9 protein-coding genes are annotated in these 12,706 nt (G+C 69.6%); 4 read left to right on the forward strand and 5 right to left on the reverse strand.

The features are described 5' to 3' along the window. Position 1: 1 nt before the first annotated feature. A complete protein-coding gene (locus tag ACSYGN_RS19560) occupies positions 2-1,510 on the reverse strand; it encodes a cytochrome ubiquinol oxidase subunit I (protein WP_460397375.1) in 1,509 nt (502 codons plus the stop codon). Between the two features lie 600 nt (positions 1,511-2,110). Further along, positions 2,111-3,190 (reverse strand): histidinol-phosphate transaminase, encoded by a 1,080-nt coding sequence (gene hisC / locus ACSYGN_RS19565; protein ID WP_460397377.1) that lies wholly within the window; start codon positions 3,188-3,190, stop codon positions 2,111-2,113. 462 nt (positions 3,191-3,652) lie between these two features. On the opposite strand from hisC, the gene ACSYGN_RS19570 reads away from it, so the two are divergent. The 3 genes from ACSYGN_RS19570 to ACSYGN_RS19580 all read left to right on the forward strand — a co-directional run bounded on the left by ACSYGN_RS19570 (position 3,653) and on the right by ACSYGN_RS19580 (position 7,106). Next, entirely contained in the window at positions 3,653-4,765 is a 1,113-nt protein-coding gene (locus ACSYGN_RS19570; RefSeq protein ID WP_460397379.1) for a LacI family DNA-binding transcriptional regulator, read from the forward strand. A gap of 208 nt (positions 4,766-4,973) precedes the next feature. Then, entirely contained in the window at positions 4,974-6,059 is a 1,086-nt protein-coding gene (locus ACSYGN_RS19575) for a metallophosphoesterase (protein ID WP_460397381.1), read from the forward strand. A 183-nt stretch (positions 6,060-6,242) separates the two neighbouring features. Then, positions 6,243-7,106: a hypothetical protein gene (locus tag ACSYGN_RS19580; RefSeq protein ID WP_460397383.1), complete on the forward strand. Its 864-nt coding sequence runs from the start codon at positions 6,243-6,245 to the stop codon at positions 7,104-7,106. Between the two features lie 101 nt (positions 7,107-7,207). Here the strand turns inward: ACSYGN_RS19580 and thiC are convergent, their stop codons facing one another. Beyond that, positions 7,208-9,007, reverse strand: a complete 1,800-nt coding sequence (gene thiC, locus ACSYGN_RS19585) for a phosphomethylpyrimidine synthase ThiC (RefSeq protein WP_460397385.1) — start codon at positions 9,005-9,007, stop codon at positions 7,208-7,210. A 242-nt stretch (positions 9,008-9,249) separates the two neighbouring features. On the opposite strand from thiC, the gene ACSYGN_RS19590 reads away from it, so the two are divergent. Beyond that, on the forward strand, positions 9,250-10,671 hold the full coding sequence (locus tag ACSYGN_RS19590; protein ID WP_460397387.1) for a YibE/F family protein: 1,422 nt from the start codon (positions 9,250-9,252) through the stop codon (positions 10,669-10,671). A gap of 154 nt (positions 10,672-10,825) precedes the next feature. On the opposite strand, the gene ACSYGN_RS19595 is transcribed toward ACSYGN_RS19590, so the two are convergent. Together ACSYGN_RS19595 and ACSYGN_RS19600 are read right to left on the reverse strand one after the other, a co-directional pair. After that, on the reverse strand, positions 10,826-11,263 hold the full coding sequence (locus ACSYGN_RS19595; protein ID WP_460397389.1) for an SsgA family sporulation/cell division regulator: 438 nt from the start codon (positions 11,261-11,263) through the stop codon (positions 10,826-10,828). Between the two features lie 99 nt (positions 11,264-11,362). Further along, the gene (locus tag ACSYGN_RS19600; protein WP_460403578.1) at positions 11,363-12,133 is read right to left on the reverse strand and encodes an IclR family transcriptional regulator; all 771 of its coding nucleotides are present in this window, start codon (positions 12,131-12,133) and stop codon (positions 11,363-11,365) included. Positions 12,134-12,706 lie beyond the last annotated feature (573 nt).

The raw sequence follows: 12,706 nt of genomic DNA on the forward strand, positions 1-12,706 counted from the left end.
CCTAGTACGAGAAGGCCATCGGCTTGTCGGCGTCACGGGAGTCGCCGCCGATCTTCGTGGGCGGGTTGAGGTCGGCCTCGGTGAGCTCGGGCGGACCGACCTTGACGTACTTGACCAGCAGCTTGACCTCGACCACGGCGAGGGCCGCGTAGAGGAGGGTGAGCACGGTCATCGAGGTGAGGACCTCGCCCTGGGAGACCCCGGGGGAGACCGAGTCGGCGGTGGTCAGCACACCGAAGACGGACCACGGCTGGCGGCCCATCTCGGTGAAGATCCAGCCCCAGGAGTTGGCGATCAGCGGGAAGGCCAGGGTCCACAGGGCGATGCGCCAGAACCAGGTGGTGGCCTTCTCTCCGAGGACCTTCTCCTTGAAGAGGACCAGGTTCGGCACCTCGTCCTCACCCACCTGGAGATGGGCGGGCAGCATGAACTTCTTGCGGGTCAGCCACAGGCCGGCGATCCCCAGGACGAAGGACGTCATGCCGAAGCCGATCATCCAGCGGAAGCCCCAGTAGGTGACCGGGACGACGGGCCGGTAGTCACCCGGGCCGTACTTCTGCTGCTCGGCCTTGTTGATGTCGTTGATGCCGGGGACGTACGAGCCGAAGTCGTTGTTGGCCAGGAACGACAGGACGCCGGGGACCTCGATCGCCACGGTGTTGTGTCCCTTGTCCACATCGCCGTAGGCGAAGATCGAGAAGGGTGCGGAGTGGTCGCCGTCCCAGAGGGCCTCGGCGGCGGCCATCTTCATCGGCTGCTGCTTGAACATGACCTTGCCGAGGGTGTCGCCACTGACGGCGGTGAGCAGACCGGCGATGACCACGGTGATCAGGCCCAGCCGCAGCGAGGTCTTCATCTCAGGGATGTGGCGCTTGCGGGCCAGGTGGTAGGCGGCGATGCCGATCATGAAGGCACCACCGGTCAGGAACGCGGCGGACAAGGTGTGGAATACCTGGCTCAGCGCGGTGTTCTGGGTCAGCACATGCCAGAAGTCGGTCAACTCGGCCCGCCCCTTGGCCTTGTTGATCTTGTATCCGACCGGGTGCTGCATCCAGGAGTTGGCCGCGAGGATGAAGTACGCCGACAGCACGGTGCCGATCGCGGTCATCCAGATGGTGGCCAGGTGGATCTTCTTCGGCAGCTTGTCCCAGCCGAAGATCCACAGCCCGATGAACGTCGACTCGAAGAAGAAGGCGATCAGGGCCTCGAAGGCGAGTGGGGCACCGAAGATGTCACCGACGAAGCGGGAGTAGTCGGACCAGTTCATACCGAACTGGAACTCCTGCACGATGCCGGTGACGACACCCATCGCGATGTTGATCAGAAAGAGCTTGCCCCAGAACTTGGTGGCTCTGAGGTACTTCTCCTTGTTCGTCCGCACCCATGCGGTCTGAAGGCCGGCCACGAGGGAGGCCAGCGAGATCGTCAGCGGGACGAACAGGAAGTGGTAGACGGTGGTGATTCCGAACTGCCATCGCGCCAGGGTCTCCGGCGCCAAAGCCAATTCCACGTCGTCAGTCTCCTTATGTCGCCGTGGTCACAATCGGCAGTTTGTCCCGGAGGCAATCGGACATCGCGGGAGCAACCGGGACACGTTTGTGAACGCGTTCACATTCACAAGGATTATGCAGCATGAAGTCGAGATGTTCGAGGGCCGGGGGTCCCTGCTGCGAACCGGCGGACTCAATGGAGCCGTCCCCCATGGACCCCGCCGCGCCGGCCCGGACGGCCCATGGCCGGGAACGCGGCAGGGCGCGCAAGCTGGGAGTTTCATGGACCGACACCGTGTCGGCACCTCGGGCGGGGGTGGAGTGACCTTCGCCACTCCCACGGTGGGCCGCGACGGCCACGGAACCCGGTACGGAACACCCGTCGGCACCGGTCCGGAACACACCCGCCGCCGGTCAGGAACCCGGTCCGAGCCGGATTCCGGAAACCGTGCGGGACGCGTACCGGGCTCATACCCGGCTCGGCCGGGGACTCTGCTGGAGGCTCGGCCGGGCTCGGCTGGACGCTCGGCCGGGCTCGGCTGGAGGCTCGGCTGGACGCTTGGGTGGAGGCTCGGCCGGGGACGCTGCCGGGGCTCGGCCGGAGGCTGCCGGAGCCTCGGTCAGAGCTCCTTGCGGAACCCTTCCGCCACCTTCAGGAAGATGTCGTTGGCCTCGGTCTCGCCGATCGTCACCCGCACGCCCTCGCCCGGGAACGGCCGCACCACGGCGCCCGCCTGCTCACAGGCCTGCGCGAAGGCGACCGTGCGCTCCCCCAGCCGCAGCCACACGAAGTTGGCCTGGCTCTGCGGCACCGTCCAGCCCTGGGCGCCGAGCGCCTCGGCCACCCGGGTCCGCTCGCACACCAGCAGGCCGACCCGGCCGAGCAGTTCGTCCTCGGCGCGCAGCGAGGCGATCGCCGCGTCCTGCGCCAGCTGACTCACCCCGAACGGCACCGCCGTCTTGCGCAGCGCCGCCGCCACCGGTTCGTGCGCGATCGCGAATCCGACCCGCAGCCCGGCGAGTCCGTACGCCTTGGAGAACGTCCGCAGCACGCACACGTTCGGCCGCTCGCGGTACAGCTCGACGCCGTCGGGCACCTCGGGGTCGCGGATGAACTCCCGGTACGCCTCGTCCAGTACGACGAGCACATCACGGGGCACCCGGTCCAGGAACCGCTCCAGGTCGGCCCGTCGTACCGCAGTGCCTGTGGGGTTGTTGGGGTTGCAGACGAAGACCAGCCGGGTCCGGTCGGTGATCGCGTCGGCCATCGCGTCCAGGTCGTGCACATCGCCCGGCGTCAGCGGCACCTGCACCGGGGTGGCGCCGCTGATCCGCGTGATGATCGGGTACGCCTCGAAGGACCGCCAGGCGTACACGACCTCGTCGCCGGGGCCGCTGGTGGCCTGGACCAACTGCTGGGCGACGCCGACCGAGCCGGTGCCGGTGGCGAGGTGAGAGAGGGGCACGGCGAAGCGCTCGGCGAGCTCGGCCATCAGCCCGGTGCACGCCATGTCGGGGTAGCGGTTGAAGGAGGCGGCCGCCGCGGCCACGGTCTCCATGACGCCGGGCAGCGGGGGGTAGGGGTTCTCGTTGGAGGACAGCTTGTAGGCCACGGGGCCGTCCGCCGCGGCGGGCTTTCCCGGCTTGTAGGTGGGGATACCCTCCAGCTCGGCACGCAGCCTGGGGTTCGTCTGGCTCACCGCAGTCCTCCTTGTGACCGCCGACGGCCCGTCCGTACCGCCGACTACCAATTCTCCTCAGCCTATGAGGATTCGGCACCCCTGCGAACGGGTGCGGCAGCCTCGTTCGGACACCTTCACGTATGACAGTCCGGCCAGGAATCCGGACCTCGACTGTCACACACGCATCAGGGGCATCAGTGTATGAAGTCACACGAATAGGGGGCGCGTCGTACATATATCTATGCGCCGGTGGCTTGCGCCGTGGCGCGCATCGCTCGTGCAGGTGAGTTGAGACCTCTTCGAGACATGAAGAACTTGGCAGGCCCATGCGCCCCGACGCGCTACGTACCACCATGGGATCGTTCAACTGGCTTATATTCCAAGGCAGTTGATAGACTTTGACCATGCAGAAACGTGCCTGTCAATACCTGCATATGCGTCCGCACTACCCCACCGCGTGAGCCCTACTATCGGCTCGCCATGACAGCAGCAGGGAAGCACCAGGTGAGCCGCGCGGAAACCTCACGCCGAGGCAGCCGGCCGGGCCGGGCGGGCATCAGGGACGTGGCCGCCGCCGCCGGAGTCTCCATCACGACCGTCTCCGACGCCCTGAACGGCAAGGGCAGGCTCCCGGACGCCACCCGACGCCACGTCCGCGAAGTCGCCGACCGGCTGGGCTACCGCCCGTCGGCCGCGGCCCGCACCCTCCGTACCGGCAAGTCCGGCCTCATCGGCCTGACCGTGACGACCTACGGGGATGAACCTTTCACCTTCACCGAGTTCGCGTACTTCGCCGAGATGGCGCGTGCCGCCACCTCGGCCGCGCTCGCCCGCGGCTACGCCCTGGTGATCCTGCCCGCGACCTCGCGCCACGACGTGTGGTCCAACGTCGCCCTGGACGGCACGGTCGTCATCGACCCCTCCGACCAGGACCCCGTGGTCAGCGAGCTGGTCCGGCAGGGCTTACCCGTCGTCTCCGACGGCCGTCCGGCCGGTGAGCTCCCGGTCACCGCCTGGGTCGACAACGACCACGAGGCCGCCGTGCTCGGCATCCTCGACCATCTGGCCGACTCCGGCGCCCGCCGTATCGGCCTGCTGACCGGGACCACGACCGACACCTACACCCATCTGTCGACCACGGCCTATCTGCGCTGGTGCGAACGGGTCGGCCAGGACCCGGTGTACGAGGCGTACCCGGCGCACGACCCCTGCGCGGGCACCGTCGCCGCCGACCGGCTGCTCGCCCGGCCCGACCGCCCCGACGCCGTCTACGGACTGTTCGACCCCAACGGCACCGACCTCCTCGCCGCCGCCCGCCGCTACGGACTGCGCGTCCCGGACGATCTGCTCCTCGTGTGCTGCAGCGAATCCACCGTGTACGCCAACACCGAGCCGCCCATCACCACCCTCTCCCTCAAGCCCCGCCGCATCGGCACCGCCGTGGTGCAACTGCTGATCGACGCGATCGAGGGCGTCGACACCGACCACCCCGTCGAACAGGTGATACCGACCGAACTGATCGTGCGCACCTCGTCCCAGCGACGCCCGCCACGCACGACGGTCAGCCCTCCTCGGTCCCCCGAGCAGGGGTGAGAGGCGGCAGGATCCGGCCCGCACGGAGGGCCGAAGCCCTGCCCAAACGGGGCGAAAGCGGCGGTGAAACGGAGTCGGCCCCGATTCACCGCCCCTGGGTCATCACATGGCGCGATCCGCATTCCTATGATGGGCCCACGACACCGCGGGCCGCTGCGACCAGGCAGTCCGAGGAGGTGCAGATGCGGCGCGATGGTGGAGGGGTCTGATGACTCAGGGGGCCGGTCAGGGACCCGAGGTGGAGCGCACGGCGACAGTGCGCGACTTCCGGGTGCCGGCATATGTCCACGAGACCCGAGCGTACGACGAGGGAGCGGGCCCGGGTGAGGCCGCCCGGCCGCTCCCCGAGACGCCTGCGGACTATCCGGAGGAGTACACGCCCACCCAGCGCGACCTGCCCGTCATCCATCGAGGTGACACGGTTCAGGTGACCGTCGACCCGGCGGCCGTGGCCGCACAGCGGCCCGCGGACGGACCGGGTCCGCTCTTCGTGGTCGGCGATGTGCACGGCTATCTCGACGAGCTGGTCGCCGCGCTCCAGGAGAAGGAACTCCTCGACGCCGAGGGCCAGTGGTGCGCCGGAAACGCCCGGGTGTGGTTCCTCGGCGACTTCACCGACCGCGGCCCCGACGGCATCGGCGTCATCGACCTCGTGATGCGGCTGTCCGCCGAGGCCGCCGCTGCCGGCGGCTACTGCAAGGCGCTCATGGGCAACCACGAGCTGCTGCTCCTCGGCGCCAAGCGGTTCGGCGACACGCCCGTCAACTCCGGCGCGGGCACCGCAACCTTCCAGGCCGCCTGGCTGCTCAACGGCGGCCAGAAGACCGACATGGACCGCCTCCAGGACCACCACCTCCAGTGGATGGCACGCCTGGACGCCATGGAACTGGAGGACGGCTATCTGCTGGTCCACTCCGACACGACCTCCTACCTCGACTACGGCGACTCGATCGAGGCCGTCAACGACACCATCCGCGAGGCCCTCACCCGTAATGACGCGGACGAGGTCTGGGACCTCTTCCGCAAGTTCACCAAGCGTTTCTCCTTCCGCGACGAGGGCGGCGCCGACGCCGTGCGCTCCCTGCTCGATACGTACGGCGGCACCCGTATCGTTCACGGGCACAGCCCGATCCCCTATCTGCTCGGCGAAGTCGGTTCCGAGGACGGCGAGGAAGGCGCGGGCCCGGTCGTCGAGGCACCGCACGTCTATGCCGAGGGCCTCGCCATCGCGATGGACGGCGGGGTCACCATGGCCGGAAAACTGCTGGTCCAGCAACTGCCCATGGAGAACTGAGCGTTCATTCCGCGGGCCGGGGGCGGGAGACGGGCCCGGCGGCCGGGGGCCAATTTCGGCAAACCCCCTGTCACCACATACCATCGCCGCTCTACCATCGGCTTATCCGTAGCAGGCTCCCCTCCGTTTTCTGCCCGACGGCTCGTCAGCGTGCGAGCCCCAAGCCCTACGGAGCATCGGGGGATGCACATGAACAGCGTTCCGCAGCACCTGCTGAACGAGGACCGCGTGGAATTCGAGCGGATCCTCGATGAGGCGCTGCGCTCCGCACCTCAGCACCCGGAACTCGCCGCTGCAGGGCAGCGGCTGAACACAGAACAGCTGCGCACCGCGGCGCTCAACGCCTCCGCGCTCATAGCGGCGGCCGCGGCGACCGAGTACCAGCACTACGTGAAGGTCCGCGAGGAACTGCGCCACCCGGCGCCGTCCACCCCGTCGGCCGCCGACGGCACCGACTTCCTGGGTCCGGACGGCGCCACGGGGCTCGCCACCACCATGGAGGGGGTCGCGGAGACGACCGGCGCGGGCGCCGTCGCCATCGCCGCTGTCCTCACTCCCGTCCTCGCCGGAACCGCCGCGGCGATCTTCCTGCTCGTGGGCTACATCCTCAAGATGCTCGACCCGCAGCAGGCGTTCGCCCGGACGATGCTCACCACCGGCTGGGTCTTCGGCGCCCTGACCGCGGCCGCGATCCTCGTCGCTGGCGTGGGGCTGCTGCTGACCGCCCTGCACAACCGCCCCACCTACAACGACGGACCGTACGGCGAGCTGCCCGCAGACGTGGCCGAGGCCCGGGACGCCTGGCGGGACGCCCTGCTCGAACGGGGCATCCTGCCCTTCCTGCGGGAGACGCTCACCCGGCCCGGCACCGGCACCCCCCACCACACGACGCCACCGGCACCGACCAGCCGCATGCCGCGCCTCGGCTACGACCGCCCCGGCTTCAGCAGCCCGGACGACGGGCCCGCCCCGGGTCACCGCCCGAGCTTCACCAGCCCGGACTTCACCAGCCCGGACTTCGGGGGGCCGGAACACCAGCCCGAGTAGCCCTCGGCTTGCGACTCCGGCAGCCGGAGCGCAGGCCGAACCGGTCGGCGGCCACGGAATCCCTCGCGGGGCAGGTCCCTTGCCCGGACGGGCCCGCGAGGTCAGTCCGCGACGGGCAGATAGACCCTGTTGCCCCCGGCGGCGAACTCCTTCGACTTCTGAGCCATGCCCTCCTCGATCTCCTCACGTGTGGCGCCGTGTTCACGGCGGATGGTCTGGCTGATCTTCATGCTGCAGAACTTCGGCCCGCACATGGAGCAGAAGTGAGCCGTCTTGGCGGGCTCGGCGGGCAGGGTCGCGTCATGGAACTCCCGTGCGGTGTCCGGGTCGAGGGAGAGCTGGAACTGGTCCTCCCAGCGGAACTCGAAACGGGCGTCCGACAGCGCGTCGTCCCATGCCTGCGCGCCCGGGTGTCCTTTGGCGAGGTCGGCCGCATGCGCGGCGATCTTGTAGGTGATGACACCGGTCTTGACGTCGTCGCGGTCGGGCAGGCCCAGATGTTCCTTCGGCGTCACGTAACAGAGCATCGCCGTGCCCCACCAGGCGATCATCGCGGCGCCGATGCCGGAGGTGATGTGGTCGTACCCGGGTGCGACGTCCGTCGTCAGCGGGCCGAGCGTATAGAACGGGGCTTCATCGCAGATCTCCTGCTGAAGGTCGATGTTCTCCTTGATCTTGTGCATCGGGACATGTCCCGGGCCCTCGATCATGGTCTGCACATTCAAACGCCTGGCGATCCCGTTGAGTTCCCCGAGGGTGCGCAGTTCCGCGAACTGCGCCTCGTCGTTGGCGTCGGCGATCGAACCCGGCCGCAGGCCGTCGCCCAGCGAGTAGGTGACGTCGTAGGCGGCGAGGATCTCGCAGAGTTCCTCGAAGTTCTCGTACAGGAAGGACTCCTTGTGGTGGGCCAGGCACCACGCCGCCATGATGGAGCCGCCGCGCGAGACGATGCCGGTCCTGCGGTTCGCCGTGAGAGGAACGTACGCCAGGCGGACGCCCGCGTGGACGGTCATGTAGTCCACGCCCTGCTCGGCCTGCTCGACGACGGTGTCCCGGTAGATCTCCCAGCTCAGTTCCTCGGCCCTGCCGTCGACCTTCTCCAGGGCCTGATAGAGCGGCACCGTGCCGATGGGGACGGGGGAGTTGCGCAGCACCCACTCGCGGGTGGTGTGGATGTTGCGGCCGGTGGACAGGTCCATGACCGTGTCGGCGCCCCAGCGGGTCGCCCAGGTCATCTTCTCGACCTCCTCCTCGATGGAGGACGTCACCGCCGAGTTGCCGATGTTCGCGTTGACCTTCACCAGGAACCGCTTGCCGATGATCATCGGCTCGCTCTCCGGATGGTTGACGTTGGCCGGCAGCACGGCCCGTCCGGCCGCGATCTCCTCGCGGACGACCTCCGGGGAGATGCTCTCGCGGAGGGCCGCGTACTCCATCTCCGGTGTGATCTCGCCCCGGCGGGCATGAGCGAGCTGGGTGACCGCTGCGCCGTCCCGGCCACGGCGCGGCTGCCGGGGCCGTCCCGGGAAGACCGCGTCGAGATTGCGCAGACCGCCCCGCGGCGAGGTGTGCCGGATCCCGTCGTCCTCCGGGCGCACCGGCCGCCCCGGGTACTCCTCGGTGTCGCCGCGGGCGACGATCCAGTTCTCCCTGAGCGGCGGCAGCCCCCGGCGGACATCGGTGCCGACGAGCGGATCGGTGTACGGGCCCGAGGTGTCGTACAGCGTGACCGACCGCCCGTTCGTGAGGTGCACCTGACGGACCGGCACCTTCAGGTCCGGGCGCGAGCCCTGGAGATACGCCTTGTGCCAGCCGATGAGGCTCGCGGCCTCCGGGGCCGCGTCTTTCTCGGCCGCATCGTTCTGGACGGAGGCAGGCGTGCGCGCGTCCTTGTCGGTCATGAGACCTACTCCCTACGCCGGCATTACCCGGTAACAGGTTCGGCGGTCGACGCAGCAGTCGCCGTCGTCCGGTGTTCCCCTGTGAAACATCGCTCGTTCCACGTGAAACATCGCAAAGACGGAGGTCAGCGCCCTCTCAGCCCGGTGCTCCGAGCTCCCGCGTGTGCAAAGGTGCCTCCACGCTAGCGGCAGATGTGACGCGCTGAACAGTGGGCCCCCGTCGTTCTTGCGATGATCTGGCGGTGACCTCGACACACCAGCCCCCGTACCCACCGCCGCCCGGGCCGCCCCACCGGCACGGTACCGACGCCGCCGACGGGGACCGCACCGCGAGCGGCCACGCCGACGGCCACCCTCCCCCGCTCGTCCACGGGCACAGCCACAGCCATGGCCCGGCGGCGCCCGTCTCCAAGCGGCTGCGCAAGGTCATCGCGGCTATCCTCATCCCGTTCACCGTGGCCGTCGTCGTGGGGCTCACGGTGCTGTGGCCCGGTGGCACACCCGGGCACAAGCGCAGCGGTGTCGGTTTCGACCGGCAGACGCAGCAGGCGACGGTCACCAAGGTCGTGAACGTCAGCTGCAAGTCGGTGAACGCATCGGGCTCGACCTCGACGGGGGACGCCTCCACCGCCGAGGGCACCTCCACGACGGCGGAGTCGGGCGGCACCTGCAAGAAGGCGACGATCCGGGTCGACACCGGCGGCGGCAAGGGCCGTACGTTCACGGAGATCGTGCAGCCGGATCAGCCTCGGCAGCTGCATCAGGGCCAGAAAGTCGTGGTCGCCTATGAGCCCTCGGCGCCCAAGGACCTTCAGTACTCGGTCGCCGACGTGAACCGCAGGTTCCCCGTGGGACTGCTCGCCGCCGTCTTCGCGCTCGCCGTCGTGGTGGTGGGCCGGATGCGCGGTGTCATGGCGCTGATCGCACTGGCCGTCAGTTTCATGGTGCTGACCTTCTTCATCCTTCCGGCGATCCTCCAGGGCTCGAATCCGCTGGTCGTGGCGGTCGTCGGGTCGAGCGCCATCATGCTGATCGCCCTCTACATGTGCCACGGCCTGTCGGCCCGGACCTCGGTCGCGGTGCTCGGCACACTGGTCTCACTGACGCTGATCGGAGTCCTGGGCTCCCAGTTCATCGGCTGGGCCGCGCTCACCGGCAACACCGACGACAACACCGGCCTGATCCACGGTCTGTACCCATCGATCGACATGAGCGGTCTGCTGCTCGCCGGCGTCATCATCGGTTCGCTCGGCGTCCTGGACGACGTGACGGTCACCCAGACGTCCGCCGTGTGGGAGCTGCACGAGGCGAACCCCTCGATGGGCCGCCGCGCGCTGTACAGGGCGGGCATCCGCATCGGCCGCGACCACATCGCCTCCGTGGTCAATACGCTCGTCCTCGCCTACGCGGGCGCCGCGCTCCCGCTGCTGCTGCTCTTCTCGATCGCGCAGAGCAGTGTGGGCACGGTGGCCAACAGCGAACTGGTCGCCGAGGAGATCGTCCGCACGCTGGTCGGCTCGATCGGGCTCGTCGCGTCGGTGCCGCTCACCACGGCGCTCGCGGCGCTGGTGGTCTCCGCCGACCGGCCGCACGGTCAGCAGGCACCCGCGGGTGCTTTGCCGGCGCCCGCGCGTGGGGGACGGGGGCGGCGGCGCAAGCAGTGAGGACGGCCCCGTGCCCGCCTGTGGGGAGCTGTCACGGGGCCTGTGCGCCCGGCCGGAGGGCTGTGGTGCGTCTCCGGTGGGATCCCGGGTGTCCATCGGCGTCCGGGGCCCAGGAGAAGCGTTACGGCATCGTCATGGGGCCTGCCCCGCCGTGTCAGCCCGCGTTCTGTTCCTCCGTCAGGATCCTGTCCAGTGCCTCGTCGAGATGGGCGTCGAAGTCGGCGAGGGCGCCTTCCTGGCCGAGCGGCACCAGCCGGTCGGTGCGGTCGAGGAAGGCGACCAGCGGGGCCGCGCCGGAGCGGAACAGGGCGTGCTCGCCGCCCACCTGAAGCCGGATCAGCACATCGCCGGGCGCCTCCAGGTCCGCCGGAGCGATCCGCACATCGCCGTCGCCGGTCGGTCCGCCCACTCCGTCCACCATCAGCTCCCGCCCGAACGTCCAGGTCACCGGGGCATCGCCGGGCAGATGGAACGTCAGCCGCACGGCATAGGGATCACAGGTCTCGTAGCGCAACTCCACCGGGATCCGGAAGGAGAGCTCCTCGGAGACGAGAAAGCTCATCATCACTTCTGCGTGTACGGACTCGCGCATCGTCTACCCCGTCATATGACACCGGCTGGCCGGGAATGATCCCTCTGACACTGTGGGCATCTTGCTCAACGTGCACATCAGATCACAAGGAGTAAGTTTTCAGATACTGATAGAGAGGGTTGGCGACCGCATCAGCAGCTCCAGTTCCCTTTGCAGCCACCGGGCCGCGGGCAGCAGCCGGTCCGCCTGGTGGGCGGGCAGGGAGATGGCCATGCTGGCCGCCGTACCACCGACCGTGATGGGGATCGCCGCGCAGACCGTCCCCAGGGCGTACTCCTGCCGCTCGACCACCGGTTCGGTGCGCCGGGCCCGCTCCAGGCGCTGTAGCAAGGTGTGGGTGTCACGCACGGTGTACGGCGTGAGGGGGCGCACAGGATGGCGTTCGAGGTGCTCGCGGCGGGCGTCGTCGTCCAGTTGGGACAGCAGGCACTGTCCGAGGGCGTGGGCGTGCGCGGTCTCGCTCAGATCGGTCCACTCCCCGACCGCCGGGGTGCCGGGGGGTCCGGCGACTTCCAGGACCTCGATCCCGCCGTCGCGGTAGACCGCGTAGTACACCGGCGCGCCGATGGAATCGCGCCATCGGGCAAGGGTGTCGGCGATCGTGCCGCGACGTTTCTGCGCGGCCTCGCCTCCGAGCCGCTCGGCGGCGGCGCCGAGGTGGAACAGCCCGTTCTCACGCCGCAGATAACCCTCGTGCACCAGGGTGCGCAGCAGGTGGTACGTGGTGGGGAGCGCGAGGCCGGTCTCCCGGGCGAGCTGTTTGGCGGGTGCTCCCCGCTCATGCCGGGCGACGGCTTCCAGCAGCCGCATCGCCCGCTGAACGGATCCGATGAGCGTCGCCTCCCGGGGCTGCGGTGTGGGGGTTGCCAGGCCGCCCGGCGCCTGCCGTGCGGCCGCGCCGCCCGGCGCCTGCCGTGCGGCCGCGCCGCCCGGTGGCCCGGCCTGGGCTCTGGGCGCTGCATGCCCCGGGGGTGCCGGGGGTGCCGCCTTCTCGGCAGCTGGTCCCGCGGTGGCCGGCCCCCTTGGGACGCCCGGGGGGCGGGCAGGGCTGGGCACCTTCACCGCACCGGGTGATCCGACGCGGTTCGACTGCCGTGAGACACCGGTGGTCTCCGCCGCACCGGGCTGTCTCGCGATGTCCGGTGGCCTCGTCGGGCCCGGCTGCTCGGCAGCGCGTGGCGGCCGTGTCGGAAACGGCTGCTTCGGGGCGCCCACCGGCCTCGGCGGCCTGGTGGGGCTCGGCAGGGTGGCGTCGGGCGGTCCTGCGGCGCTCGGTCGCATCGCCGCTGCCCGGGGCCCGGCGGAGCTTGGCCGTGTGGCAGGGCCCGGCGCCGGCGGACTCGGTGGCGTCGCCGGGCTCGGCAGCCCCGTTGCGCTGGGCTGCTTCGTGGCGCCCCGCGCATCCGCGGCGCTCGTCCCGCCGTCCGGTAGGTACGCCGGGTC

This window comes from Streptomyces sp. YIM S03343 (assembly GCF_054729195.1).